The sequence below is a fragment of the Hydrobacter penzbergensis genome (assembly GCF_900106985.1).
In the GTDB taxonomy this organism is placed as follows: Bacteria; Bacteroidota; Bacteroidia; order Chitinophagales; family Chitinophagaceae; genus Sediminibacterium; species Sediminibacterium magnilacihabitans.
The window spans coordinates 81,445-107,502 of record NZ_FNNO01000009.1; the positions used below are offsets into that span (position 1 = coordinate 81,445).

The window sequence follows — 26,058 nt, forward strand, 5'->3', positions numbered from 1 at the left end:
AAAGAGAAATCCACATCATTAAAGTCTTTCATAAAGTATAGATAGGTAGTATCATTATAAGAATCGCCGGATTTATTTACTGTTACATATTTTTCCAACAAATTCGATTTGTTCAAAAATGTTCGTTGAAGGAGGCTGTCGGTTGCTTTAGTCAAAAAGCCATTATAAAAGTTGCATCCCCCAAAACCTTTTTGAAAAAGAAATGTATCAATATTAGTTTTTTTACTTGTAGAGGAATTCAAGGAATCATACATGTATCCATAGGAACTTCCCTAGGAGACAATTAAATAGTTGTAACTAATTTTGTTTGCAATAAATGTCTTGTTGGAAACAGTTCCAGAATGATTCAATCACAAAACAGATACCTTTTGCAACAACATCGCATCTGAACGTGATTTTATACCAGGTATGCGATGTTATTGAAGAAGCCTTTCTGCTCAAAAATCGGTAGTTTATCTGAGTAGAAAGGCTTCTTAACAAGCTTTGATAAGGAGTTTGTCGATATAATGAGGTTTCTTATTTAATAAATTTCAATGGTTTATTGGCCTCACCCGGAATTTTAATAAAATAAGTTCCGCCTTGCAGCTTTGATACATCAACCTGTGTTATTGTATTAACCAGTTTGATTCTTTGTAAGATTCTTCCTGATGCATCGAGTATCATGGCATATTTGCCAACATTTTTTGTTTTTACCTGCAACTTTAAAACGCTGTTCACGGGATTAGGGAATAGCCTGTCTTCCGATACATTTTCTTCGGATGCTGTTGCAGTTAGTGATTGGGGAGGTGTTCTTACTATTCTACCGGAGCAACTTCCTGTTATGGGCCCAATAGTAATGGAAGAAGTTGGACTGGGGTCTGAATTACCGCATGGTGTTGTAGCCACAACGCTTAAGTAATCATAGTAAGTCTGTCCGGTTGTTGTCTGGTTTAACGGTTTGAGTAAAAAGTAATCGCCATAATAGCCGGGATTATTTTGTATTACCTGCCCAAAATTAAAGTTCCAGATAAATCCGGTAGAGTTAACGGGGTTGGTACAATATGCTTCAAGAAAAGTCCCGCACGATTTATCTGCATTGATCAGTGTGATGGATGGTGGTGCCCCTGCGCCAAAGCTCATTGCCTGAGAAACTGTATAGGTAAATGTACAGTGGGTGACAGTGGCAGTGATGGTTGCTTCGCCATTGCTTGAGCCTATTCTTTGTACAGTAATAGTAGAACCGGTATTGCTGCCTACTATTGGCAGGCCAGCGTTGGATGAAGACCAGGACACATTTGCACCTGCTGGTAACCCACTAATGGATACGCTGGCAGTGCCTCCCGGCGTGCAGATGTAACTTGGAGAGCTGGTTACTGATAGGCGTGGAGCAGGTCGTGAAATCGCAACAGACGCCTCTTGTCCCGTTGCCAAACCGGGTGCACAAGCAGTATTGACTGGTCTGATTCGGATACCACTGCCGTCTCCATTAGATAAATTGGATGTCACCGTAACATTATTTGAGCCATTAATCCAGTTGCTGCCATTGGAGACAGTACCATTCATACTCCATCCCGTTGGTAGTAAGTATTGGTAATTCGTTACGGTACCATAGCTTATTTGCGGAGCCTCATACGGGTTGCCATATTGAATATTGGGGAAACTGATATTGAAGTTTTGTGACTGGCAACGGGGTGCGGTAATACTGGATGGCGCGGGATAAAATACGGAGGCCTGGCTGGCAAAAAATAATGATTTTATTTTTGGAAAAGTAGCATCCCAAGAAGCCGATAGTCCGCTACCGTCTGTATAATTAACGGTGAATGTCTGTTTGTTATTGAAGTCTGCGAACCTTCCTGTAAAATTAAAAGTTGTTGAGCCTCCAGATGTAGTTACATTAGACGGCCCCTGAATAAGAACAGGATTAACATTTAATGCCTTGGAAGAAACTGACGGTAAAGTACCTGGAATGGTCACTGTAAATACAATGTCTACACCAGGGCAAACTTCTGATGTCTGATTGGGAACGATGCTTTGCGAGCGTATTTGCATCACCGTTAACCAAAGCAGGGTAGTGAGTAGAATTTTTGTTTTCATAGGGTTTTGTTTTATTTATTTAAATGGATTTGAAAACCAATACCTATTTGAAATGATTTTTTGTCTTCCTTATAATTACCTTTGATTTCTTCGCTTCTCTGAGAATACCCAATGGTAAATTCCAGCCCGACACTGGAGTTGAAATAGATGACAGGGCCGGCAGCCACTGAAAGTAGCTTGATCGAGCCCGTTTGTGGCGTATTGCTTATAACGCCCAATTGGTAACTTGCTTCGGTAAAAAGATTAAATGGTTTTTCAGCATCTAGAAAATAATAGCGGAAGAATGGCCCGATCGTATAGCGACGTATATTTGAAGATAGGCCTCCACTCGTAGTTACTTGAGCTTTGTTCCATGAGAAACTCTGTTTCAATCCCGCAGCAAACTTGTCCATTAAAAAATACCCGATGGTCGGTGAAGCAGTAACATTAGTTATGTCAACATCTGTTTCCTGAGTAGGTGTAGGATAAGAAGTGGCAGTTTTGGAAGAGGAGAAATTAACTGTACCGCCCAGCAGCCAGTTACCTTTTGTTACTTGGCTTTTAGCAGACATTGAGATTAATACAAAGATTACAATAGTTAAAACGGGTCTCATAATAGGAGGTTTATTTTTAGTGTCGTTTTCAACATAATGGTACCTGCAACATAATGTTATGTTGATTGTACATATTGATGCCCTAAGAATTGGGGGGTATTCTTAACGAGATGAAGAGGAGACAAGTAACAAATAGCGTCTCACGGAGAAAGCAGGTATTACCGTCAACTCCCTGGTAATTTCCAAAAATAAAGTAAGGCAATATTTTTTGTATATGTATTGTGAAAAACACTGAATTTATCCGTTGTTTTCACTGTATTTTATGGTGTTTTTTACAAAATTATTTAAGCCAACCTGCTTATTCTTCAATTCAACCAGCCCATCCTTCACGATCCAGGCTCCTGTATTGAATGGCTTCTACTCCCTGGACGGCACTGCCGAAAGTCTTGACTAACATATATCGCTGCTTGAAAAGATAAACGGGGAAATTAAGCAAGTTGATGTATTAAAAATAGAAACGGGTATTTCTACTTAAAACAAATACGCAATCCGGTAATTGTTAAAATCGGTAACATTTTCGATAAAAAATAATTCGTAATTTATTTATAATCAATCAATCATTAACAGGATTGATTTGTCTACCGAGTTTGGCACAGTTCATGCATTATTGCGTACAAGAACCGATTTATTATCTAAAAAAAAGTCATGAAACACAGATTTACTAAAATTTCTCTGCTCTCCCTTTCATTAGGAGCTCTCTTGTTCGCTTCCTGCACAAAGAAAGCCGATAATGGAAATGCTACTATTCAGTTCCAGGCACAAGCCAATAACAGCACTTATACTATGAACGGCAGTAGCATTACCCCCGTATCATCTTCCTCCAGTACCACTGGTATTGCTACCGTTAACTGGACATCAGGATATGTAGTGGCTAGTGAATTTCAATTCGAGGCAGAGAAAGAAAACAACAACAACCAGACCGATACTATGCACGTACAATACGAAGCCAAAGGCCCCTTCAAGTTCGACCTGTTCGCACCTCCTGCTACATTGGCTTCTCTGAATATACCGGCAGCTACCTATGATCATGTGCAGGTAGAAGTAGAGGGTATCAAATCTGCTTCAGGTGATCCTAACTTTTACCTGAAAGGAACTTACAAAAATGTAGCAGGTGTTGTAACGCCCGTTATCATACAGATAAACGAAACCTTCGATATCAACTCTGAAATAACCAAATGGCAGGCGCAAACCATCACTTATACCAGTCTGGTTACGATGCACCTGGACTTACTGTTGAAGAATGTGACCACTACGTTGCTGGATAATGCAACTCAAACCAGTGGCAGCATTGTGATCAGCGGCACCTCCAATGCCGATATATACCAGCTCATTGTAGCCAACCTGAGGTTTATGAGTGGAGTAGAGTTCCATTAATATCACAAACGGTCGAGCATCTGAACCACGCCTTCCTTGCGAAGGATGAAATAACCCATGCGGTCGTTGCTGATGCCTTCCTTGAGATGATAACTGAATACCAACTGATCGTTTTCGACATTGGTTTCAAAATAACGGAATTGAATATTCGGATACCGCCTTAGTTCATCACCGATCTCATACAAGTGAGTCGATAAGATGAATAAGGCGGTTTTCAATTTCAATAAACCCTGGATCACGGTGGTACTGCATTTCATGGCATCCTGTACATTGGTGCCCTTGAACAACTCATCGATGAGTATGAGCCATTTCTTGCCATCACTGATCTTTTCAATGGTATTGCGTACGCGCTGCACTTCATTGAAGAAAAAACTTTCACCCTTGATGATATTGTCTTCCACCTGTATATTGCTCAAGAGTCCGTAGAACTGGCTCAGCCGCATGGTTTTGGCTGGTACGCCCATACCCAGGTGCGCGAGGTATACACTTACACCTACCGCTTTGATGAAAGTACTTTTCCCACCCATATTGGCGCCGGTGAGAAAAAGAAAATTCCTGTCTATATCCAATCCTGTATCGTAACTCACGGGTGTTTGCAACAAAGGATGATACAGATCCTTCGCTTCTATGAAAGGTTCGACAGATGCTTCTAGAACAGGGAAACAGTAATCATATTTCTTACAGGCAACAGCCAGGCTCAAATAAGCATCAAGACGGCTGTAAATATCAAAGAGTTCAAATGCGGAAGTTTTGAAATGGTATTTCAGGAAGGCGCCGAAAACCAGTACTGTTCTGCTATTCAGTTTTTTCGCATCACTTTCCATCATGTAAGGAACAGCTCCCTTGCTCAGCAATATTTCTATGCGCGTTACATACAGTTGCAAAAGATCACTCATGGGGCCTTGCCTGAGTAGGGTCACTACGTTATTCAACCCTTTTACAAAATCAATGCAATGTCCAACGGTATACCTGGTAAGGGAATAGTCGGCTTTGTTGAAGAGTTTGTAAAGAAAACTGCCCACATGATCGGGCCTGTGCGGGTAACTGTTGATCTGAGAGTCGTAAAACTTCTCTACCACCATCATGGTGCCGTTGGTGATAGTAGTAGGCCAGTGACCGGCAACCGCCATGAGCTGCCGGATCGTTTGCTGGGTGTCCAGCATATCTTCGATATTGTCGAGCGGCTTACCCAGCAGTAAGCGCAGGTATTCGCGCCCGTCGTTGGTCTGTGTGTAGTTGAGGTGGTGGAATAAGGATAGTTCCTCTTCACGGTGGAATATGTTGAGGTCGGAAAGGGTAGTCTTGTCTACTTGCATAGTCTTAAATGGAATAACAAGCTAAGGATTATCTGTTGAATCTTAACCGCATTCCCATTTGAGATTCATCGAATGCCCCATTTCCATAAACGAGGTGGCCATTTACGAAACTATTTGTGATCACCGGGGTGCTGAAGCCTTCCAGCGGACTCCATCCGCATTTGTACAGGATGTTTTCTTTGGATATGGTTGCAGATGCGTTGAGATTGACCAGCACCAGATCGGCATGGTATCCTTCGCGTATAAAACCTCTCTCTTTTACCTGGAAGCACCGGGCAACGGCATGGCTCATTTTCTCCACCACTTTCTCCAGGCTGATGGTTCCTTCGTTCACATAATGCAACATCAATGCCAGGGAATGTTGTACCAATGGCAGGCCTGCATGCGCGTGTTCATAGTCTTCCTGCTTTTCGGCCCAGGTATGCGGCGCATGATCGGTGGCGATCACGTCGAGCCGGTCGTCGAGCAGCGCTTGCCATAATGCAGTTTTATTATGAGGCGCTTTGATGGCGGGATTGCATTTGATCTGGTTGCCCAATCTCGCATAATCGTCGCTGGTAAAGTGCAGGTGGTGTACACATACTTCAGCTGTGATCCGCTTCTCTTCGAGAGGGATCATATTGGTGAATAGCTGCAGTTCTTTTTCTGTACTGATGTGCAATATGTGCAAACGACTGCCATGTTTCTTAGCATATTGAATGGCTTTGAAAGAAGATTCAAAACATTCCTCTTCATTGCGAATGATGGGATGGTCGGATGGCTCCAGCTTGTCTTTTTGCCGCTTTAACGCCTGCAGATTGGCCCTGATCATGCTTTCTTCTTCGCAGTGGGTGGTAATCAACAGCTCACTGCCGGCGAAGACTTTATCCAGTTGCAGCGGATTATCTACCAGCAGGTTGCCGGTAGAGGAACCCATGAATATTTTCACACCGCAGATATCCTGTTTTTTGTCGTTGGCTTTAAGCACTTCATCCAGGTTATCGTTAGAAGTGCCTATATAGAAAGAATAATTTGCCAGGGAAGTCTGTGCGGCAATAGCGTACTTCTGCTCTAGCAGTTCGTGGGTGAGGGCAGGCGGTTTGGTATTGGGCATTTCCATGAAACTGGTTACTCCCCCCGCCACGGCTGCCCTGGCTTCGGAATAGATATTAGCTTTGTGTGTAAGACCCGGCTCACGGAAATGCACCTGGTCGTCAATGGCGCCGGGCAGGAGGAACTGGCCACTGCCATCGATTTCGGTAGCGCTACCGGGCAGTGTAATCACGCCGCCCATCTTTTCAATCCGCCCGTTTTTGATCCACAGATCGCCAAAGGTCCGCTGACCTTCATTCACCATGCAACAATCCTTGATGAGGTAGTCTTTGTTTGCCATATCCTTTTAATTGCGAATGCAATTTAATGAGACAATTAGACAATTCGGCAATTCGGCAATGGACAATGAGACAATTCAGCAATTGTCGAATTGCCGAATTGTCTCATTGCACGATTAGTCTTCCAGGTGGATGGAGAAAACGATCATACGCGACTGTATTTTGTCGAGCACATTGGAATATTTGAGGGCAGGATCGAGCTGGTGGATATTTGACAAGCCATAGCTGATCTTGATCTCGGGCGAAACGGTTACAAAGGGCAGGTAGAAATTGAAGCCCATACCCGCTTCCAATCCGAAATCGTATTTTTTCAATTTGATAATGTCATCGGCATTCCGTACGGCCGAATTGCTCGAGAGGTCCATATCGAATTTAAACCCGCCCAGCAGATAGGTCTTGAAATTCCCGATCCTGTCGGAGTTGAACTTGATATGAAAAGGGAAACTCACCAGGGTGGAGGGAAGTATCTGTTTCTGAAAGGAAGCTTCTCCCGGTTTGGTAATGCCCAGTGTATACGACAGGAATTTGGAACCGCCGATGACCAACTGCGGATTGGCCCTCGCTTCGAAATGATCGGTCAGCCTGAGGGTGGCCAGCAGGCCCATGGCAATGCCTCCGCTGGATCCGGGAATTACACTGCGTATACTATCGCTTTGCAGGAATTTGGGTGATTTGCTCACCTGCAGATATGAACTGTTGTAGCCCAGTGTAAGGCCGAAATAATAGGGAAGGTTATCGTGGTTGATACGATAGATTTCTCTTTGCGCCTGCACATGCAGGACGCCAACGGATAAAAGGATCAGCAGAACTATTTGCTTCCGCAATAGATGGTGCATACGCCTAAAGTAAGCTTTTTCAAATAAGTTTGAGTAAATCTTGCTTCATGCATTATGTTTAAAAAGGTTTGCCCCTCGGGGAATGCCTGTACACTATGGTTCAGGTAAGTATAAGCGTCTTTGTTTTTTGCGAATAATTTACCAAACGCCGGAGTGATCACATTCATATAAAGGTTGAACAACCCCCTGAACAGTCCCGCCGGTTTCGAAAATTCCAGCACCACTAATTTACCACCCGGCCGCAATACACGATACATTTCACGCAATCCTTTTTCCAGGTGCTGGAAATTACGCACGCCAAAAGCCACGGTGATGGCGTCAAAGCTATTGTCTTCAAACGGAATAACCTCGCTATCGCCGCTGCATAATTCAATATGATCTGTTAAATGCAGTTTTTGCAGCTTCTTGCGACCCAGTTCCAGCATTCCTTCCGAAATATCGATACCGGTGATCTTTTTCGGATGCAACAGTTGGTAAGTCATGATGGCTACATCACCGGTGCCGGTAGCTACATCCAGTATCTGCTGCGGATGCAGTGACTCCAGCTGCCGGATGGCTTTCTTCCTCCATCGTACATCGATGCCTGCGCTGAGAAAACGGTTGAGAAAATCATACCGGAAAGCGATCTTGTTAAACATCTCCGCCACCTGCTCTTTCTTCTCCATCCCACTTTCCTGGTAAGGCACTATTTCATCGTGCGCAAATTTTGCCATAGGCTGCAAAGATATTGAATTTCATCACCACGGGCTTACTATCTTCGTTGGGCATGAAAGCACGTGTTTACAAGTCTACGGGCAGCTGGTATACCGTAAAAGGGGAGGACGGAAACTTCTATAATGCCCGTATCAAGGGCATTTTTAAGATAGACGCCATCAGCTCCACCAACCCCATTGCGGTAGGCGATGAGGTAGACATAGACATTGAAGCGGTGCAGGAGGAGTCGGCTGTGATCACTGCTATTGCCGACAGGCGTAATTATGTAGCCAGGGTATCGCCTCACAACAAACGGCAGCATCATATCGTTGCTTCCAATCTCGACCAAAGCATTTTGTTCGCTACATTGAAAGAGCCACGCACCTCACAGGGTTTCATGGACCGTTTCCTGGTTTCCTGTGAAGCCTATCATATTCCGGCCATCATTGTATTCAACAAGTCAGATATCTACCGCAAAAAAGAGTTGGAACGGTTCCAGGAATACAAGCAGATGTACGAGGCGATCGGTTACCAGGTAGTGCTGGCCAGTGTGTTGAAGAAAGAAGGTATTGAAGAAGCGAAAGCGCTACTGAAAGATAAAACTACCTTACTGAGCGGACACAGCGGTGTAGGCAAATCCACCTTCATCAATGCCGTATTTCCCCGGTTCAACCTGCGCACACAGGAAGTGAGCAGTTGGAGCGGCAAAGGCATGCATACCACCACTTTTGCCGAGATGTTCGACCTGGATAACGGGGGACATATCATTGATACACCGGGTGTGCGTGAATTCGGATTGGTAGATATTACCAAACAGGAACTCTCACATTATTTCCCCGAGATGCGGGCATTGCTAAACGAATGCCAGTTCAATAACTGCATGCATATTGAAGAGCCGGGATGCGCGGTAAAGCAAGAAGTTTTGAGCGGAGCTGTATCGGAAAACCGCTATATCAGCTACCTCAACATATTGGACACCATGGATGATAAGAACTACTGACGGTCGTTGTATTCACTGAACCAGGAAGCATACTTCACATAGTTATTCGATATGCGGTCTATCTCGCCATGAATGAGATCCTGTGAAACATCTTTTACTTTTTTAGCGGGCACACCGGCATAAATAGCGCCTGCTTCTACCACTGTTCCTTCCAACACTACCGCACCCGCTGCAATGATGGCATTACTATGTACTTCACAGCGATCCATTACAATGGCGCCCATGCCAATGAGTACATTATCGTGCACCGTACAACCATGTACCAGTGCATTATGGCCGATGGAAACATTGTTGCCGATAACAGTAGGGTTTTTCTGGTAAGTACAATGGATGATCGCGCCATCCTGCACATTGACTTTATTACCCATTTTGATATAATGCACATCACCCCTGATAACAGCATTAAACCATATACTGCACTCATCGCCCATCACCACATCGCCCACGATGGTGGCATTGGGTGCTACAAAACAATTTTCGCCGAATTGGGGATGTTTGCCGAGAACAGGTAGTATGGTTGCCATAAAGTTTGAGATTTCAATGTTCAAATTTCTAATTTTAAACCCAGGAAAACTAATAAATGATGAGTGTTACACCGAACAGGCAGTTATTTCTCCGGCACATTGCACAAACTTCTCCCGCACCGATTGGCATTGAGATGAAAAAAGCAGCGGGTATTCATTTGTGGGATATAGAAGGAAAGGAGTACGTTGATCTCATTTCCGGGTTCAGTGTGTGTAATATCGGGCACAGTCACCCTGCTGTGGTGAAAGCCGTGCAGGAACAGGCTGCTGAATACATGCACCTCATCGTGTATGGCGAATTCATAGAAGCGCCGCAGGTGGGATATGCCAAAATGCTTACAGATCATTTGCCGGCTTCTCTCAACTGCGTATACTTTACCAATAGCGGCGCTGAAGCCACAGAAGGTGCTATGAAACTGGCCAAGCGGGTTACGGGCCGCACGCGGGTCATTGCTGCTAATAAAGCTTATCATGGCAGCACACAAGGCGCTTTGAGTATGATGGGAGATGAATATTGGCGCAATGCGTTCAGGCCTTTGCTCCCGGATATTGATCATTTAGATTATAACAGCCAGGCGCTGATCGATGCGATCGATCGCAATACGGCATGTGTATTCCTGGAAACAATACAGGCAGAGAGTGGTATTGTAAAACCGGATACAGCCTGGATACAAGCCGTCAGGAAGAAATGCACCGAACAGGGAGCGCTCCTGGTATTGGATGAAATACAGGCGGGCTTCGGCAGAACAGGCAGCTTATGGGCTTTTGAACAGTTGGATCTGTTACCCGATATCTTACTATTAGGAAAAGCGTTGGGAGGCGGGATGCCGCTGGGAGCTTTCATTGCCGATCAATCTCTGATGCAACAACTGACGCACGACCCGGTGCTGGGCCATATCACCACATTCGGAGGTCATCCTGTTTCCTGTGCAGCCGGAAAGGCAGCCATGGAAGTATTGTTGGCGGGAAAGTATATTGAGCAGGTTAAACAGAAAGAGGCAATACTCAAACGTGTATTGCAACATCCCGCCATCATCGATGCACGCACTGCAGGTTTGTGGATGTCACTTCAATTTAAAACAGCGGAACTGAACCAGGCCATCGTACACGCCTGCGTAAAGAACGGACTGATCACCGACTGGTTCGTCTTCGCGCCCGACAGGCTGCGCATCGCACCACCGCTCATCATTACAGCAGAAGAACTGAAAGAAGTATGCGACAGGATCGTATACAGCATCCAGTCAGTAGTGAAATGATCAGCAATTGCCCATCCGGCAGAACCTGCTGTAGAGTTTTTCGTAACGCGGAATGATGTTCTTGATATCGAAACGGCGGGCTTGCTTGTAAGCCGCATCTTTCATGGCATTCAGTTTTACATCGTCGCGCAAAAGTTCAATAGCAAAGCGACTCATACTTTCTACGTCGCCCACATTCGCCATAAAACCTGTTTCGCCCTGTATGTTGATCTCGGTAAGACCACCGGCATTGGTGCTGATAACTACCGCATGGGCTGCCATGGCTTCCAATGCAGCAAGACCGAAACTCTCGTATTCCGAAGGGAGGATGAACACATCACTTACCGCCAATATATCTTCCATCTGTTCCTGCTTACCTAAAAAGCGAGCATCTTCTTCAATGCCCAGTTCACGTGTGAGTTTTTCAGCCATCGGCCGCTCAGGCCCATCGCCCACCATCAATAATTTGGCAGGCATTTCTTTGCGCACCGCAGCAAATATTTTCACCACATCATCTACACGCTTTACTTTTCTGAAGTTGGAAGCATGCACCAATATTTTTTCTCCATTGGGCGCTATCACTTTCCGGAAAGCGTCGATGGGCTTTTTATTGAAACGTTTGACATCCACAAAATTGTGGATCACTTCTATTTCTTTTTGGATGTTGAAGTAGTTGTATGTTTCGTCTCTCAGGTTCTGCGATACGGCTGTGATAGCATCGCTTTCATTGATAGAGAAAGTGACTACCGGCTCATAGGTCTTGTCCTTACCCACCAACGTAATATCGGTGCCATGCAAAGTGGTAATCACCGGTACGTTGCGGCGTCCTTTTTGTCGAACGATCTGCTTGGCCATATAAGCTGCCGAAGCATGCGGAATGGCATAATGCACATGCAGCAGATCCAGATCGTAATTCAGGATCACATCCACCATGGTACTGGCAAGAGCCACTTCATAAGGCGGATAATCGAACAACGGATAAGTGGGTACCCTTACTTCATGATAAAAAATATTGGCATTGAATACATTCAGGCGAACGGGTTGCTGGTAAGTGATGAAATGCACCTGGTGACCTTCATCGGCCAGGGCTTTTCCCAACTCAGTGGCCAACACACCACTTCCGCCAAAAGTAGGATAGCAAACGATGCCTATGCGCATAGAGATATTTTGTATGCAAGTAACGATTATTTTTTGAGTTGTCAGGTGCTAGTTGATGGCTGGTAGATGGGGGTAAGAAATCTTTTTTTCTATCAGCTAACATCTATCTTTATAGCATGAAGAAAATACTATCTCTCCTCTGCCTTTGCCCCTTATTGACTATGGCGCAGAGCAATGAAGATGCAGTGATGATCAAACGCATCTCCGATGAAATATTAACCAATGGTAAAGCGTATGATTTGCTTCACCAGTTAACCAAACAGATTGGCGGCCGGCTGGCCGGCTCACCGCAGTTTGCCAAAGCGGTTCAATGGGGCAAAACCACCATGGAACAAAATGGCGGCGATAAAGTGTACCTGCAGGAATGCATGGTGCCGCACTGGGTGAGGGGAGGCAAAGACCTGGCATCCATTGTATCAGTTAATCAAAAAGCCACCAACCGCAAGCTCGATGCTACTGCACTGGGCAATTCATTGGGCAATGGCAAACCGCTTACAGCTAACCTGGTACTGGTAGCTGATTTTGCCGAACTGGAACGAAGAAAGGATGAAGTGAAAGGAAAGATCGTCTATTATAATTATGCGTTTAACCCTACCAATGTGCAGACTTTTGTTTCCTATGGTGATGCTGGTATTTACCGTTACGCAGGTGCGAGCCGTGCCGCCAAATATGGTGCAGCAGGTGTAATGATACGCTCCCTGACTTCTTCAACTGCCAATGACCCGCATACAGGTGCAATGAAGTACAACGATTCTTTTCCCAAAATACCTGCTATTGCAATTGGACCACGGGATGCGGATTACCTGTGGGAGCTGGGAAAGCAATCGGCATTGAAAGTGAGCATGACTACGAGCGGACATTTCCTGCCGGATACCATTGGTCATAATGTGATTGCAGAATGGACGGGTTCGGAATATCCCGACCAGTATATTACCATCGGCGGGCACCTCGATAGCTGGGATGTGAATGAAGGAGCAACCGACGATGGTGCCGGTGTAGTGCATACCATTGAGGTCATGCGCGCGCTCAAAGCAATTGGTTACCATCCCAAACACAGCATTCGTTTTGTGTTGTTTGCCAATGAAGAGAATGGTTTGAGAGGCGGCACCAAATATGCCGAGGAAGCGAAAGCCAAAGGAGAAAAGCATGTATTTGCACTGGAAAGTGATGCAGGCGGTTTTACCCCGCGCGGATTCAGCATTGCGGGCAGTAAAGAACAATTAGCCAAATTGCGCAACTGGATTCCTTTGCTGGCGCCTTATGGAACGAGTTTTATTGTGGACGAAGGAGGTGGCGCCGATATTGGACCGCTTAATAAGTTCTTCGGCACTCCTTATGGCGAACTGTTGCCCGACTCGCAACGTTATTTCGATTACCACCATGCACGCAGCGATGTATTTGAAAATGTGAATAAAAGAGAACTGTTGCTCGGCGCAGTAAATATGGCTTCATTGATCTATCTTGTAGACAAATACGGACTCTGATATGAACAAGAGAAAAATACTGCGAAACTTCATCATCATCCTTATATTGGTGTTGATATGCTTTGGTTATTTCCGGTATTATTATGTATTTGCCACAGGAACCAAAGCGGGGCAGTTGAACACTTTCCAGTACAAAGGGATCCTGTTCAAAACCTATGAAGGAAACATCATCCAAAGCGGTTTCAGGGCCAATATACAGAGCAATGAATTTGATTTCAGTGTTACCAATCAACACGTAGCAGATATATTGTTGCGGAGCTCAGGCAGGGATGTGGAACTGCATTACAAACGGTATTTCGGCAGCCTGCCCTGGCGCGGTATGCAAACATATATTGTAGACAGTGTGTACGAAGTGCGGGGAGTAACCGGCGAAACCATCATCAAACCCAAATAAATACTTCCGTTTTTTCAGGAAGCATGCAACAGGAACAGGGCAAGACGTTTGTGGATGTCTGGCTGTTCCTGTTTCCATTTTTTAACGGTCTGGGTACGGATACTCTCCGATGGTGCGGTGATATCTACTGCAATGCAGATCCTGGTTTCATCGTGGCAACTCTGTAACAGGTCCTTGATCATGGCATTGTTGCGATAAGGCGTTTCAATGAACAGTTGGGTACAATTTCTGCGATGGGAATCTGCTTCGAGTTCGCGGATCTTTTTCTTTCTTTCGGCCGTGTCGATGGGCAGGTAGCCATGGAACTGGAAGCATTGTCCGTTCATGCCGCTGGCCATTAATGCCAAAAGAATAGAGCTGGGACCTACCAGCGGTTTCACCGTACTATTGGCTTGCTGAGCGGCTTCTACCAGTAACTGCCCAGGATCGGCAATACCAGGGCAGCCGGCTTCGCTGATGATACCGATGTTTTTTCCTGCCTGCAACAGTTGCAGGAACTGACGTTTCACTTCTTCTTCCGCTTTGTGAATAGCAAACCACTGATAATCGTCGATCACCATCTCGCGCCATATTTTTTTCAGGAAGCGGCGCGCTGTTTTTTCATTCTCCACAAAAAATACCTGGCACTGTTTTACCGCATCTAACAGGTAGGCGGGAAGGGTCTCAACAGCATCTTCGTATAGTACGGTGGGAATAAGAAAGACTTTACCTGTATGCATTCGCCTGTTCCTTTAAGGGGTAAATGCTGAGGGTAGCTGCCACCACAGCATAAGCGGGCGCCAGCACCCATCCAACAAAGGGCAGCAAGTGCATCATATAGAATACAATGCCGTTACCAATAGCGAGGCCCCTGTGGCGGCTGATATAATAAATGCTTTCGGTAGCTGTTTTTTTGTGCCGCTCCATGCTGTAGTCGAGCATGGAAAAACCGTAATAGTAACATTCAATGAGCACCGCCAGTATGGGTGTAAGCCATCCGATCAAAGGAAGCAGGCTGAGGAAAAGGATCGACAGCATGTATACCGTTTGCCAGAGACTGTTCCGTGCGGCAATGCGTATACCCCGTGCAATGTCTTTTGCCATCTGCATTAGGCTGAAAGGAAAATCTTTTCCCTCTATGATGGCTTCGGTCTTTTCGCTGAGATAAGCGAAAAGGGGTGAGCCCACGATGAGAAAAAAATATTTGAAAAGGGAAAAATAAAGCAGCAGCAGCAAAAGCCAGAGCAGGAACGTGCCCATCGCAAAAAGAAAGCCCAGGAATCCGTTGTTGAGCCTGTCAAGCCAGTTCTTCAAACCGGTTTTCAAAGCCATCCATTCAATGAAATTGCCGGAAGTATGACTGAAAAAATACATACCCAGGAGGAACAATAAAGTATAAAGAATACCTGGGATCAGTATCCACTTCCACAGCTTGTGTTTTTTGATGAACTCGTGCGCCTGTGCATAAGCCTGTATGGCAATGATCATTTCTTTAAGCAACGGGGGGTATTTTAGCAGGTCTAAAGATAAGGTATTCGTAAGTTTATGCTCGATGAAAACTAAGGCTATAACGATGGGCACCGTTACAAAATTGCCCGTTGATTTTTACAGGCAACCCAATGTACTGGTCATTGCCAAAGCGCTGATCGGCAAAATATTGATCACCCGCATCGATGGGAAGTTGACAACAGGCAGGATCGTGGAAACGGAAGCATACAGGGGGGAGACCGACAGGGCTTCTCATGCATGGAATGGCCGCAGGACCAACAGAACAGAAGTGATGTATGCGGCCGGGGGGCTGGCCTATGTATACCTCTGCTACGGTATACACCATCTTTTCAATATTGTAACGAACCTGGAGGAAGTGCCGCATGCAGTGCTTATCCGTGCAGTGGAACCCATTGCGGGAATTGAGACCATGCTGCTGCGTACAGGTAAACAAAAAGCAGATCATTCATTGACAAGTGGCCCCGGCAATGTGGCCAAAGCATTCGGACTGAATACCCTTCATACCGGAACCAGTTTATTGAGCAAAGAACTGCACCTGGCATCGGACAATACCACGATCAAACTTTCTGAAATCATTGCCACGCCCAGGATCGGGGTTGATTATGCAGGAGAAGATGCATTATTGCCTTACCGCTTCATACTGAAGGATAATCCTTATGTAAGTAAGATGCCGAAAAAGAAATGATCGCTTAAAACTTCGGACAATTAATGGGTTTATCGGTTGAAGGCTTGAGAATATAGATAAGCGATAATTCGATACCTCCCCTGTTTTGAGAGGCTGTTTTGAGAGAAGAAACGTTGTAATCGTATGTGAGTCCCAACCTGAACTGATTGAATTCCAAACCAAGGTATGGAATGATAGCATCGTTGAACCGCATCCAGCTGCCTACGTAAAGGCTGGTAGGACTGGGATCATCCGGATTGGCATTGAACTGGAGTGCACCGCCGAACATGGTTTCCGAAGCGCCGGCCTGGAACATCTGCAGCGCGCTCAGGTGCAGGGTAGTGGTAGCGCCTACGGGAAAGAAACCTCCCGCATGAATGGTAGTGCGGGGGTAGAGCACATAATTGGCGCCGGTAAAATCCTGCCTGGGCCTGTTAAGGTGGTACATGCTGATGCCGAAATAAAAATTATTCCTTTCGTTGGTACTGCCATTGTACAATATACCTGCATTAACATCGAGATAGCTCGACTTCAATGTACCATTATTGAATACTTCGGAAGTAACACCGGTAAACCCAGCATTCGTTAACTGGTCTTCGAACTTGAGGCTGTTGGTGTTGATGAGCATGTTTGCATAAGTTACCTGGAACCCTGCCCCCAGTTGATGAAATCCATCTTCATCCAATCCTTTATGATAGGCCGTAGAAAAAGAAGCATAGTTGAATTTCACCGCACCGTTGGCGCTGTTGTCGTTGTATCCGGAAAACCCCAAACCCCAGGTATCATTATTGGCAATGCTGTTTTGCAAGATGGGAAAGTCTACCGATAAAGCGGCGGTTGTATAAGCATTGTTGATGGTGGGCCACTGGTTGCGGTAATTGCCGGCTACCCGTAAACTGCCTGCGAATTTTCCTGTAAAAGCGGGATTGAGTGTGAGCGGTGAAGAAAAGAATTGCGAAAAATGCGGATCCTGCGCCGATGCCCTTTGCAACAGCAGCAACGTAGAAAAGAAGCAGATTATTTTGGATAAAGATTTGATCACATACGAATTTACGCCAATAAAGGAATATGGGTTGCTTGTGCACCAGCAGAATTGTGATGGGCTTAACAATCAACACTGATCGTCACCCTGAGCGAACGAAGTGAGTCGAAGGGGCTGACGAAAGCTTCATGAGGTCCCTCGGCTACGCTCGGGATGACGTAAGCGCTTATGCTTGTGTTTTGTTCCCAAACGCGAGATCTCCTGCATCACCCAAACCGGGAACGATGTATCCTTTGGCAGTCAGTTCATCGTCAATATCTCCACACCAGATTTTAACGTCTTCGCCGCATTCGCGGTGCACGTATTCAATGCCCACGGTACAGGCAATAGCCACTACAATGTGAATGACTTTGGGTGATCCTTCGTTTTTCAGGTATTCCACTGTTTTCACGAGCGATGCACCGGTAGCGAGCATAGGATCGCTGATGATCAGGATACGGCCATCGAGTGAAGGACTGCTCATGTATTCCAAACTGATATCGAATGAACCATCGCGGTGGTGTTTGCGATAGGCAGAGATAAAAGCATTGTCGGCCTTATCGAAATAATTCAACATGCCGTTGTGTAAAGGCAACCCGGCGCGCAGGATGGTAGCCAATACAGGCTGCTGTTCCAGCACCTTGCTTTCGTGAGAGCCGAGGGGAGTAGGCACTTCTACCGTTTTCCATGGCAGCTCTTTGCTGATCTCATAAGCAGCTATCTCGCCAATGCGTTCGAGGTTACGCCGGAAACGCATACGGTCGCCCTGTATGTTGATGTCTCTCAGCTCGGCAACCCAGTTGCTAAGCAGGCTGTGATGCTGACTCAGGTTGATAATCATGGGTCAAAACTAAAATCTATCGGCTGTAAATGGAAATTTAAGTTGGAATGCATCGCCGTCGAAAAGCCCTTTATCACTCAGTTTTAAATGAGGTATTACCAGCAAAGCCATAAAACTGAGCGTCATGAAAGGCGCCCCCAGTGTGGAACCCAGGTCTTTGGCCATGCGGTCGATAGCAGTGTACTCGCGGGCAACGAGATAGCCGTCGGCCGCGCTCATCAGCCCAGCTACGGGCAGCCCCAGCACTTTTGCCTCACTACCATTCACACAACTAACGCCTCCTTTTTCCGATATAACCAGGTTGATGGCTTTAACCAGGCTTTCGTCGTTGGCGCCCACGGCTACTATATTGTGGCTATCATGTGCCACAGTAGACGCAATAGCGCCCGTTTTGAAGTTGAAATTTTTGATGAAACATTTGGCAACAGGTGCACGGTGATAACGGTTCACCACCACCATTTTCAACAGGTCCCCGGCCGTATCACTTACCCATTCATCGTTTTCCAGTTTTCCTTTCAGCCGAAGTTTATTGGTGATGAGTTGTCCGTCCAGCGCTTCTATCACAGGAATGAGCCCGTTTTCGTCGGGGTATTCATGCTTCCGGATCTTAATATCTTCCAGGGTTATGCGTTCGCAGTTAAAATGATTGAGCGTATCCGAAGGAACAGATGGAATAAATGACTGGCCGTTTTCCGCTACCAGCTGACCATTGATATAAGTTTGATGAACAGTAAAATGTTCCAGATCATTCACCAGGATAAAATCGGCTGCATCTCCTTCACGCAATAATCCTACCGGCAGGTGATAATGCAATACAGGATTCACGCAGGCAGCGCGCAACACTTTGAATACATCGATGCCTTTGGCAACAGCCCTGGCACAGAGCTGGTTGATATGTCCTTCTACAAGACTGTCGGGATGTTTGTCATCACTGCAAAACATCACCATCGCAGGATGATCTTCCAGTAAATCGATCAGCGCTTCAAAATTTTTGGCAGCGCTGCCTTCCCGGATGATGATCTTCATACCATGTACCAGTTTATCCACTGCTTCATCCAATGTAAAACATTCGTGGTCGGTAGAAATGCCCGCCTCTATGTATTGCCGTGCTTCTTCACCACGCAATCCGGGCGCATGGCCGTCAACCGGTTTTCCCGATGCATGCGCCGCAGCGATCTTTTTCATCACTTCCGGATCTTTGTGCAGCACGCCGGGGAAGTTCATCATCTCGCTCAGGTACAGTATCTCCTCGCGCTGCATCAGTTGTTCTATCTCTTCGCTGTTGATGGATGCTCCGGCTGTTTCAAAAACGGTAGCAGGCACACAACTGGGAGCGCCGAAATTGAATTTGAAAGGAACCTCTCTTCCATTCTCAATCATGTATTCCACCCCTTTCATTCCGCACACGTTGGCAATTTCATGCGGATCGCTGACAGTAGCCACTGTTCCGTGCACCACAGCCAGCCGCGCAAATTCAGAAGGGATTAACATACTGCTTTCGATATGCACATGACTGTCTATAAAACCGGGAAGGATGTAATGGTTACTCACTTGTTCTGCAGGCCTGATAGCGCTGATGATTCCGTTCTCAACAAAAATTTCTGCGGGATAAATGCTTTTCTTCCAAACATCTACCAGGTTACCGGTTAACCGGAAAGAAGCAATGCCTGACATGCGAACAGCGTATTAGTGAAATGTAAAGTAAAACTATTATCAGAGACTGAACCAATAATTGAGTTTGAACACGAGGGCCCGGTTCCTGTTCTTCAGCAAAGGAGCTGTATAGTAGTTGTCGGTATACACAAGAAAAAAATCACTCATCGGCTTGAAGCGGTATTGGAAACGGCTGTTGATGTTGAAATTATTACGCTGCGTATTGTATTGGATAAAAGTGGTCCAGAAAACAGCGGTGGAAAAATTGATCTCCACTTTGGGAGCGATCAGGAACAATTCAGTTGCGCCATAAATATCAGGAAAAGCAAGCTTGTCGTATTCCGCATGGAGATCTATGTTCAGGTGTGGCTGACTACGCCAGGTGACGCCACCAATAAAGCTTTGATAAGAGCCATTGTAAAACCCACCTCCACCAACGGTAGCATAATAGCTCAAAGGTTTCCTGAAATCAGACTGGTAGCCCAATGTGGCCTGGCTGTATTGGTAATTATCTTTCGGTAAAGGCGTTTTGTCGGTAAAAGCAGTGGGGAACAATAAATTTACTTCATAATTGTTGAGCGTAACAAGCAATTGCGCCGTGTTCCAATACATGATATTCAACCCCAGCGATTGGTTGCGTTCATTCAATGTATTATCCGGATTGAACACGAAGGAATTGGTGAGTTGGAATTGGTAACTGCTTACTTTGGTTTTTTTGGGCAGGATGCGATAATCGAATTCATTGTATACCTGTTTATATCCCAGTCGTACGATGGTATCTCTTGCCGCATCGAAGTTTTCAATCCTTTGTGTATATCCCATATCGGTATAAAAATTCGTTCCCACCGTATTCATATCGAGCATGGCGCTGAAATAACGGCCATTATAGCTTCCGCCCAGGTCCATGAACCGATCATCTTTGGTAATGCCCGGTTTGAAAGATTGATGATAACCCGCCCAGCCATTCCAGGTGCCTTTCAGGTTGGTGTAATTGAATTCCCCGCCCAGGTTCCTTCCATAAGCCGAAAGTGGGTCGGCCTTTTTAGCCGAATCGGAAAGAAAACCCTGCCGGTTCATAAAATACAGGTTCAGGGTAGAACGCTTCAGCACAGCCTGGTTGATAGTAGCGGCCGTATAGTTCTCAGCTGAATAATCTCCCTGACTTCCCGTTTGCATGTTGAGCAATCCGATCCGCGTAGATTTTGATGCATTCCCGGTGAGACGTACACCCAGCAATATGGGTATCTTATTGCCGTTTTTATCAAGACCGATCCTGCGCGAATAGAACGGTCGAACGGAAGGAATACCATAAGATGAGAAAAGACTCGAATTCTCAAGAAAAAACGTGCGCTTCTCTGGAAGGAAAATATTGAAACGGGTGAGGTTGGTAACCTGCTTGTCCACTTCAATCTGAGAGAAATCGGGGTTAACGGTCATGTCGAGATTCAGTGACGATGACAATGCCATTTTACCGTCGAAGCCTGCATTGCCAGTAGCTTTCCATGGTAGACCATTGTCTTTATCTTCCTGCACGCCGCCTGTCGCATAAGGAATCAATACTGCATTGCTGCCGGGTTTGGGCGGCGGCTCGGGCCATACCAACGCACCTGTATATCCGAGGTCGTAAGAGCGGAAATTCACCGGTACATGCGTCCATAAACTATACTCGTTTGTCTTGGTATCTACTCGCAGGAAATTAATACCCCAGGTTAATTTATCGGCGGTATATCGCAGGGTTTTGAAAGGGATGGCCATTTCTGCCGTCCACCTGTCGGCATAGCGCTTGGTAGCAGAATACCATTTATTGTCCCAACTGAAACTGATCATGTCTCCATTGCCATTGATCTGGTCTTCCGATTGTGCGTTGTACGCATTCACAACAAAGAAGAACCCGTTGGCGCGTTTGTTCACAGGATCCAGTATCAAGCCTACACAATCATTGCCATCATGACCTACATCTCTTTTCAGGCTTTTGATAAATACTTTGCCGCTATCGTATACAGTGAATGCTACATAGAGGAATTTATCATCGTAAGTAACACGCGCTTCGGTTTTCCGGGTGGCTTTACCTATATCGGTGGGAAATTTTCTCCAGAAGGAGCTGAGTGGTTGGGTATTGGCCCATACCTGTTCATTGAGTTCTCCGTCTATCTGAATGGGTTCCTGCGTGCGGGCAATATGCACCTGGTATTCTTTTTGAAAAGTTTCGCCGTCTCTTTGTTGTCCGTATGTGTTCAGGGATAACAGGATAGGCAAAAGCCAACAGACAGTTGATAGTCTCATGCGAGCGATTATGCAGAATTTAGATAATAATTAGCCGTAATGGTAATACAATATCTGTATAAGTGCTGCTAAAGCCATCTGATCGATCTTAAGCGGTGATGAACGGCAGCAACATGATTTGGAAGGATATTATTCGTCCAGTAAGTCGGGTCTTTTTTCTTTTGTGCGCTGCATTGATTGTTCATACCTCCATTCTTCCACTTTCTTAGGATCGCCCTGTAACAGGATGTCCGGCACTTTCCATCCGCGGAAATCGGCGGGCCGGGTATATACGGGTGGCGCCAGCAGGTTGTCCTGGAAGGAATCGGTGAGCGCCGAAGTCTCATCATTCAATACCCCCGGCAACAAACGCCCTACAGCGTCCACTACTACAGCAGCAGCCAGCTCGCCGCCGCTAAGTACATAATCGCCAATGGATATTTCTTTGGTTACATAATGTTCGCGAATGCGTTCATCGATGCCCTTGTAATGACCGCAGATGATGAGCAGGTTTTCTTTCAGCGATAACTGGTTGGCTGTTTTCTGGTTGAAGCGTTCGCCATCGGGTGTCATATAAATGATCTCGTCGTATGGGCGGGCTGACTGTAATTCATCGATGGCATTGGCCAACGGCTCACACATCATTACCATGCCCGCGCCCCCGCCATACTGGTAATCATCTACCATACCGTATTTGTTCACCGCCCATTTGCGCAGCGGATGAACCTGTACTTCCAATAAGCCTTTTTCCTGCGCGCGCTTCATGATGCTGTGGGCGAATGGACTTTCCAGCAATTCGGGCAAAACGGTAAGGACGTCGATTTTCATACTGCAAACATATTAATTACCCGGTAATAGTACCTTTGCTACCCGATTGCCCGCCTGTGTTGATTTTATCACTTGTAAAATAATATGCATTTAATGAAAAAGGCTTTTTTGTTTGATATGAACGGGACCATGGTCGACGATATGCAGTACCACGTGATCGCCTGGCATAAAATTGTAAATGAAATGGGCGCCAACCTAAGCCTGGAAGAAGTAAAGGAGCAATGTTATGGGAAGAATGAAGAACTGCTCGAAAGGATATTTCCGGGGAGGTTTTCCGATGAAGAAAAACAAAAGATGAGCCGCGACAAAGAAATAGCTTACCAGCAGGCATATAAGCCTCATTTGAAATTGTTGCCCGGACTGGCAGCCTTTATGGAAAAGGCGAAGCAGGAAGGGATCAAGATGGGTATCGGTTCTGCAGCGATTACTTTCAATATTGATTTTGTGCTCGACGGACTGGGCATTCGTCATTATTTCGATGCCATCGTGAGCGCCGATGATGTGCAGATCAGCAAGCCTGACCCGGAAACTTTTACCAAATGCGCCGATCAGTTGGGGGTGGCCCATGGCGACTGCCTGGTGTTCGAAGACGCTACCAAAGGTGTGGAGGCCGCTGAAAGGGCCGGCATGCAATCGGTGGTGATCACCAGCTTCCATGAACCGGAGGCCTTCAGTCACCTGCCGGAGATACTGTTTTTCGTGCAGGACTATAACGACGGGCAACTGGAAGGCCTTTTCCAGCACCGGAATTGAGCGCATCGCTGATGCATTTTTTTAATGTCAAATAAATAAAGGTATAAAATACACTTATTTAAAAAAGAGTGTACATTGTGGCTCATTTAATTGCTTGACATTGAAAAGAACAGATCAATCGTATGTGATAGGCGTTGATTTCGGAACAGACTCTGTACGTTCCGTGATCATCGATGCAGGAGACGGAAGGGAAGTGGCTGCTGCTTTGTTTTATTACCCGCGCTGGAAAGACGGACTTTATTGCAACCCGGAAGAGAACAGGTTCCGTCAGCATCCATTGGATTATTTGGAAGGATTGGAATACACCATCGGCGACTGCCTGAAACAGGCCGGACCCGCCGTGGCGAAAGGCATTAAAGGCATTGCTGTAGATACTACCGGATCTACGCCCGTAGCGGTAGACCGGCAGGGTGTTCCCCTGGCGCTTTTGCCAGGCTTTGAAGAAAACCCGAATGCCATGTTTGTGTTGTGGAAAGATCATACCGCTACACTCGAAGCATCACAGATCAATGCGCATGCGGCAACACAGGCTACCAACTATTTACAGTTTGTAGGCGGCATTTACAGCAGCGAATGGTTCTGGGCCAAACTGCTGCATGTATTGCGTGCAGATGAAGCGGTGGCGAAAGCTTGTTACTCCTGGGTAGAGCATTGCGACTGGATACCTTTTGTATTGACCGGTGGCAACGATGTACATGCACTCAAACGTGGTGTGTGTGCAGCAGGACATAAATCTTTATGGGCAACTGAATTTGGCGGATTGCCCCCCAATGATTTCTTTTCTTCTTTGGATACAAGACTCGACGGATTTACTGCCCGCTTGTTCGATCGTACGTACACTTCTGCGGAGCCGGCCGGTTACCTGGGTAAGCGCTGGGCAGAAAAATGGGGCCTCTCTAGCGACGTAGTAGTGGGCATCGGTGCATTCGATTGTCACATGGGAGCAGTAGGCGGACAGATCGAACCCTATTACCTGAGCAAAGTGATGGGAACCTCCACCTGCGATATGCTGGTAGCGCCCGTAGATGAAATGAAAGGTAAATTAGTGCGTGGTATTTGTGGCCAGGTACCTGGTTCCATTATTCCGGGTATGATGGGCATGGAAGCGGGCCAGTCGGCATTCGGTGATGCTTATGCCTGGTACAAAACATTACTCTCCTGGCCATTGCAGCAACTGCATACTTCTTCACTGATCGATGCGGCAACGGCCGCAGCTTTGAGAAATGAGATAAGCGATCGGATGATCACCAATTTATCGAACGAAGCCGCCAGGCTACCGCTTGATGCATCGGATGAGCTGGCGGTGGATTGGCTCAATGGAAGAAGAACACCTGATGCCAACCAACTGTTGACTGCGGCTGTCAGTGGTATGAACCTGGGTACAGGAGCGCCTCACTTATTCAAAGCACTGGTAGAAGGAACCTGTTTCGGCGCCAAAGCCATTACTGACCGGTTTGTGGAAGAAGGTATCCCGGTAAAAGGACTGATTGGCCTGGGAGGTGTTGCTAAAAAATCGCCGTATATTATGCAGGTAATGGCGGATGTGATGAACATGCCCATCCGTATTCATAAAACAGAACAGACCTGTGCGATTGGCGCTGCGATGTTTGCGGCTACTGCGGCAGGATTGTATCCAACAGTAGAAGAAGCGATGTATGCAATGGGGCAAGGATTTGATACTACCTATCACCCCGACCCATCGAGGAGCAGTGTATATGCCAAACGCTATCTTCAATACAAACAATTGGGTACTTTTTTAGAAGCGCGCAATAACTGAATAATACAACCATGAAATACGAATACATACAGCAAGCGGCCTATGAAGCTAACATGCAACTGCCTAAGTTAGGACTGGTGCTGTTTACATTCGGCAACGTGAGTGCTGTAGACAGGAACCTGGGTGTTTTCGCCATCAAACCAAGCGGTGTGCCCTACGAAGAATTGTCGCCCGAAAAAATGGTCATCGTAGACTTTGATGCAAATGTAGTGGCAGGTACACTCAGGCCTTCATCAGATACCAAAACGCATGCGGTGCTTTATAAACACTGGGATGCCATTGGCGGCATTGTGCATACGCATTCTACTTATGCTACTGCATGGGCACAGAGCTTGCGCGATATACCTATTTATGGTACCACGCACGCCGATCACAACGTTGCAGATATTCCTTGCGCACCGCCTATGAGCGATGAGATGATCAAGGGCGATTATGAATACCAGACCGGCTTCCAGATCATGGATTGCCTGCGAAAAAAAAAACTGAGTTACCAGGAAATGGAAATGATATTGGTAGGCAACCATGCACCTTTTACCTGGGGCAAGACGGCAGAGAAAGCCGTTTATAATAGTGCGGTGCTGGAAAGCGTTGCGCAAATGGCATACCTGACAGAACAGATCAGGCAGGATGCACCCAGGCTGAAAGACGCATTGATCAAAAAACATTTTGAACGGAAACACGGACCGGATAGTTATTACGGACAATAAAACCGGTTGTTCAA

General features: G+C 46.1%; 24 protein-coding genes. 9 read left to right on the plus strand and 15 right to left on the minus strand.

Annotation, left to right across the window (positions count from 1 at the left end; all coding sequences use genetic code 11):
* Positions 1–516: 516 nt before the first annotated feature.
* Positions 517–2,073, minus strand: coding sequence for a T9SS type A sorting domain-containing protein (locus BLU98_RS10980; RefSeq protein ID WP_092724073.1), 1,557 nt, complete (start codon positions 2,071–2,073; stop codon positions 517–519).
* A gap of 11 nt (positions 2,074–2,084) precedes the next feature.
* A complete protein-coding gene (locus tag BLU98_RS10985) occupies positions 2,085–2,666 on the minus strand; it encodes an outer membrane beta-barrel protein (protein ID WP_092724074.1) in 582 nt (193 codons plus the stop codon).
* Positions 2,667–3,311: 645 nt separating this feature from the next.
* Here BLU98_RS10985 and BLU98_RS10990 point away from each other — a divergent pair.
* Positions 3,312–4,040 (plus strand): hypothetical protein, encoded by a 729-nt coding sequence (locus tag BLU98_RS10990; RefSeq protein ID WP_139173900.1) that lies wholly within the window; start codon positions 3,312–3,314, stop codon positions 4,038–4,040.
* Between the two features lie 2 nt (positions 4,041–4,042).
* Here the strand turns inward: BLU98_RS10990 and BLU98_RS10995 are convergent, their stop codons facing one another.
* From BLU98_RS10995 to ubiE, 4 genes are all read right to left on the minus strand, one after another.
* On the minus strand, positions 4,043–5,356 hold the full coding sequence (locus BLU98_RS10995) for a MutS-related protein (protein WP_092724076.1): 1,314 nt from the start codon (positions 5,354–5,356) through the stop codon (positions 4,043–4,045).
* Positions 5,357–5,384: 28 nt separating this feature from the next.
* Entirely contained in the window at positions 5,385–6,728 is a 1,344-nt protein-coding gene (locus BLU98_RS11000; protein ID WP_092724077.1) for a dihydroorotase, read from the minus strand.
* Positions 6,729–6,842: 114 nt separating this feature from the next.
* Complete coding sequence (gene porT / locus BLU98_RS11005) at positions 6,843–7,562, minus strand: type IX secretion/gliding motility protein PorT/SprT (RefSeq protein WP_092724078.1); 720 nt, start codon at positions 7,560–7,562, stop codon at positions 6,843–6,845.
* A complete protein-coding gene (gene ubiE / locus BLU98_RS11010; RefSeq protein ID WP_092724079.1) occupies positions 7,535–8,275 on the minus strand; it encodes a bifunctional demethylmenaquinone methyltransferase/2-methoxy-6-polyprenyl-1,4-benzoquinol methylase UbiE in 741 nt (246 codons plus the stop codon). The genes porT and ubiE overlap by 28 nt, the downstream gene beginning before the upstream one ends.
* Before the next feature lie 53 nt (positions 8,276–8,328).
* On the opposite strand from ubiE, the gene rsgA reads away from it, so the two are divergent.
* Positions 8,329–9,255, plus strand: a complete 927-nt coding sequence (gene rsgA / locus BLU98_RS11015) for a ribosome small subunit-dependent GTPase A (RefSeq protein WP_092724156.1) — start codon at positions 8,329–8,331, stop codon at positions 9,253–9,255.
* On the opposite strand, the gene BLU98_RS11020 is transcribed toward rsgA, so the two are convergent.
* Positions 9,249–9,779 (minus strand): gamma carbonic anhydrase family protein, encoded by a 531-nt coding sequence (locus BLU98_RS11020; protein ID WP_092724080.1) that lies wholly within the window; start codon positions 9,777–9,779, stop codon positions 9,249–9,251. The genes rsgA and BLU98_RS11020 overlap by 7 nt on opposite strands.
* Positions 9,780–9,838: 59 nt before the next feature.
* On the opposite strand from BLU98_RS11020, the gene BLU98_RS11025 reads away from it, so the two are divergent.
* Positions 9,839–11,035 carry an aspartate aminotransferase family protein gene (locus BLU98_RS11025; protein ID WP_092724158.1) on the plus strand — a complete coding sequence of 399 codons (1,197 nt, stop codon included), beginning with the start codon at positions 9,839–9,841 and terminating at the stop codon, positions 11,033–11,035.
* On the opposite strand, the gene bshA is transcribed toward BLU98_RS11025, so the two are convergent.
* Positions 11,036–12,172: an N-acetyl-alpha-D-glucosaminyl L-malate synthase BshA gene (gene bshA / locus BLU98_RS11030; protein WP_092724081.1), complete on the minus strand. Its 1,137-nt coding sequence runs from the start codon at positions 12,170–12,172 to the stop codon at positions 11,036–11,038. It lies immediately after the preceding gene.
* Between the two features lie 116 nt (positions 12,173–12,288).
* On the opposite strand from bshA, the gene BLU98_RS11035 reads away from it, so the two are divergent.
* The gene (locus BLU98_RS11035; protein ID WP_092724082.1) at positions 12,289–13,656 is read left to right on the plus strand and encodes a M20/M25/M40 family metallo-hydrolase; all 1,368 of its coding nucleotides are present in this window, start codon (positions 12,289–12,291) and stop codon (positions 13,654–13,656) included.
* Between the two features lies 1 nt (position 13,657).
* The gene (locus BLU98_RS11040) at positions 13,658–14,050 is read left to right on the plus strand and encodes a DUF8785 domain-containing protein (RefSeq protein ID WP_092724083.1); all 393 of its coding nucleotides are present in this window, start codon (positions 13,658–13,660) and stop codon (positions 14,048–14,050) included.
* A gap of 14 nt (positions 14,051–14,064) precedes the next feature.
* Here BLU98_RS11040 and BLU98_RS11045 read toward each other — a convergent pair whose 3' ends face one another.
* Both BLU98_RS11045 and BLU98_RS11050 read right to left on the minus strand, forming a co-directional pair.
* A complete protein-coding gene (locus BLU98_RS11045) occupies positions 14,065–14,769 on the minus strand; it encodes an SAM-dependent methyltransferase (protein ID WP_092724084.1) in 705 nt (234 codons plus the stop codon).
* Positions 14,756–15,529 (minus strand): EI24 domain-containing protein, encoded by a 774-nt coding sequence (locus BLU98_RS11050; RefSeq protein WP_092724085.1) that lies wholly within the window; start codon positions 15,527–15,529, stop codon positions 14,756–14,758. The genes BLU98_RS11045 and BLU98_RS11050 overlap by 14 nt, the downstream gene beginning before the upstream one ends.
* Before the next feature lie 52 nt (positions 15,530–15,581).
* On the opposite strand from BLU98_RS11050, the gene BLU98_RS11055 reads away from it, so the two are divergent.
* Positions 15,582–16,223, plus strand: a complete 642-nt coding sequence (locus tag BLU98_RS11055) for a DNA-3-methyladenine glycosylase (protein ID WP_257574913.1) — start codon at positions 15,582–15,584, stop codon at positions 16,221–16,223.
* Between the two features lie 4 nt (positions 16,224–16,227).
* On the opposite strand, the gene BLU98_RS11060 is transcribed toward BLU98_RS11055, so the two are convergent.
* The 5 genes from BLU98_RS11060 to trmD all read right to left on the minus strand — a co-directional run bounded on the left by BLU98_RS11060 (position 16,228) and on the right by trmD (position 22,807).
* Complete coding sequence (locus BLU98_RS11060; protein ID WP_257574914.1) at positions 16,228–17,244, minus strand: PorP/SprF family type IX secretion system membrane protein; 1,017 nt, start codon at positions 17,242–17,244, stop codon at positions 16,228–16,230.
* Between the two features lie 166 nt (positions 17,245–17,410).
* Positions 17,411–18,064: a uracil phosphoribosyltransferase gene (gene upp / locus BLU98_RS11065; RefSeq protein WP_092724087.1), complete on the minus strand. Its 654-nt coding sequence runs from the start codon at positions 18,062–18,064 to the stop codon at positions 17,411–17,413.
* A gap of 9 nt (positions 18,065–18,073) precedes the next feature.
* On the minus strand, positions 18,074–19,738 hold the full coding sequence (gene ade, locus BLU98_RS11070; protein WP_092724088.1) for an adenine deaminase: 1,665 nt from the start codon (positions 19,736–19,738) through the stop codon (positions 18,074–18,076).
* Between the two features lie 39 nt (positions 19,739–19,777).
* Positions 19,778–22,000, minus strand: a complete 2,223-nt coding sequence (locus BLU98_RS11075) for a carbohydrate binding family 9 domain-containing protein (protein WP_092724089.1) — start codon at positions 21,998–22,000, stop codon at positions 19,778–19,780.
* Between the two features lie 129 nt (positions 22,001–22,129).
* Positions 22,130–22,807: a tRNA (guanosine(37)-N1)-methyltransferase TrmD gene (trmD, locus tag BLU98_RS11080; RefSeq protein WP_092724090.1), complete on the minus strand. Its 678-nt coding sequence runs from the start codon at positions 22,805–22,807 to the stop codon at positions 22,130–22,132.
* Positions 22,808–22,900: 93 nt separating this feature from the next.
* Between trmD and BLU98_RS11085 the strand changes: the two genes are divergently transcribed.
* The 3 genes from BLU98_RS11085 (at position 22,901) to BLU98_RS11095 (ending at position 26,044) form a co-directional block, all read left to right on the plus strand.
* The gene (locus BLU98_RS11085) at positions 22,901–23,560 is read left to right on the plus strand and encodes an HAD family hydrolase (protein ID WP_092724091.1); all 660 of its coding nucleotides are present in this window, start codon (positions 22,901–22,903) and stop codon (positions 23,558–23,560) included.
* 100 nt (positions 23,561–23,660) lie between these two features.
* Entirely contained in the window at positions 23,661–25,337 is a 1,677-nt protein-coding gene (locus BLU98_RS11090) for a ribulokinase (protein WP_092724162.1), read from the plus strand.
* Between the two features lie 11 nt (positions 25,338–25,348).
* Entirely contained in the window at positions 25,349–26,044 is a 696-nt protein-coding gene (locus BLU98_RS11095) for an L-ribulose-5-phosphate 4-epimerase (protein ID WP_092724092.1), read from the plus strand.
* The last annotated feature ends 14 nt before the right edge of the window (positions 26,045–26,058 follow it).

What these genes read in the sequence shown, in the direction of transcription:
- BLU98_RS10980 (WP_092724073.1), bottom strand. Translation starts at nt 2,073, where the DNA reads ATGAAAACAAAAATTCTACTCACTACCCTGCTTTGGTTAACGGTGATG.
- BLU98_RS10985 (WP_092724074.1), bottom strand. Translation starts at nt 2,666, where the DNA reads ATGAGACCCGTTTTAACTATTGTAATCTTTGTATTAATCTCAATGTCT.
- BLU98_RS10990 (WP_139173900.1), top strand. Translation starts at nt 3,312, where the DNA reads ATGAAACACAGATTTACTAAAATTTCTCTGCTCTCCCTTTCATTAGGA.
- BLU98_RS10995 (WP_092724076.1), bottom strand. Translation starts at nt 5,356, where the DNA reads ATGCAAGTAGACAAGACTACCCTTTCCGACCTCAACATATTCCACCGT.
- BLU98_RS11000 (WP_092724077.1), bottom strand. Translation starts at nt 6,728, where the DNA reads ATGGCAAACAAAGACTACCTCATCAAGGATTGTTGCATGGTGAATGAA.
- porT (WP_092724078.1), bottom strand. Translation starts at nt 7,562, where the DNA reads ATGCACCATCTATTGCGGAAGCAAATAGTTCTGCTGATCCTTTTATCC.
- ubiE (WP_092724079.1), bottom strand. Translation starts at nt 8,275, where the DNA reads ATGGCAAAATTTGCGCACGATGAAATAGTGCCTTACCAGGAAAGTGGG.
- rsgA (WP_092724156.1), top strand. Translation starts at nt 8,329, where the DNA reads ATGAAAGCACGTGTTTACAAGTCTACGGGCAGCTGGTATACCGTAAAA.
- BLU98_RS11020 (WP_092724080.1), bottom strand. Translation starts at nt 9,779, where the DNA reads ATGGCAACCATACTACCTGTTCTCGGCAAACATCCCCAATTCGGCGAA.
- BLU98_RS11025 (WP_092724158.1), top strand. Translation starts at nt 9,839, where the DNA reads ATGAGTGTTACACCGAACAGGCAGTTATTTCTCCGGCACATTGCACAA.
- bshA (WP_092724081.1), bottom strand. Translation starts at nt 12,172, where the DNA reads ATGCGCATAGGCATCGTTTGCTATCCTACTTTTGGCGGAAGTGGTGTG.
- BLU98_RS11035 (WP_092724082.1), top strand. Translation starts at nt 12,289, where the DNA reads ATGAAGAAAATACTATCTCTCCTCTGCCTTTGCCCCTTATTGACTATG.
- BLU98_RS11040 (WP_092724083.1), top strand. Translation starts at nt 13,658, where the DNA reads ATGAACAAGAGAAAAATACTGCGAAACTTCATCATCATCCTTATATTG.
- BLU98_RS11045 (WP_092724084.1), bottom strand. Translation starts at nt 14,769, where the DNA reads ATGCATACAGGTAAAGTCTTTCTTATTCCCACCGTACTATACGAAGAT.
- BLU98_RS11055 (WP_257574913.1), top strand. Translation starts at nt 15,582, where the DNA reads ATGAAAACTAAGGCTATAACGATGGGCACCGTTACAAAATTGCCCGTT.
- upp (WP_092724087.1), bottom strand. Translation starts at nt 18,064, where the DNA reads ATGATTATCAACCTGAGTCAGCATCACAGCCTGCTTAGCAACTGGGTT.
- ade (WP_092724088.1), bottom strand. Translation starts at nt 19,738, where the DNA reads ATGTCAGGCATTGCTTCTTTCCGGTTAACCGGTAACCTGGTAGATGTT.
- BLU98_RS11075 (WP_092724089.1), bottom strand. Translation starts at nt 22,000, where the DNA reads ATGAGACTATCAACTGTCTGTTGGCTTTTGCCTATCCTGTTATCCCTG.
- trmD (WP_092724090.1), bottom strand. Translation starts at nt 22,807, where the DNA reads ATGAAAATCGACGTCCTTACCGTTTTGCCCGAATTGCTGGAAAGTCCA.
- BLU98_RS11085 (WP_092724091.1), top strand. Translation starts at nt 22,901, where the DNA reads ATGAAAAAGGCTTTTTTGTTTGATATGAACGGGACCATGGTCGACGAT.
- BLU98_RS11095 (WP_092724092.1), top strand. Translation starts at nt 25,349, where the DNA reads ATGAAATACGAATACATACAGCAAGCGGCCTATGAAGCTAACATGCAA.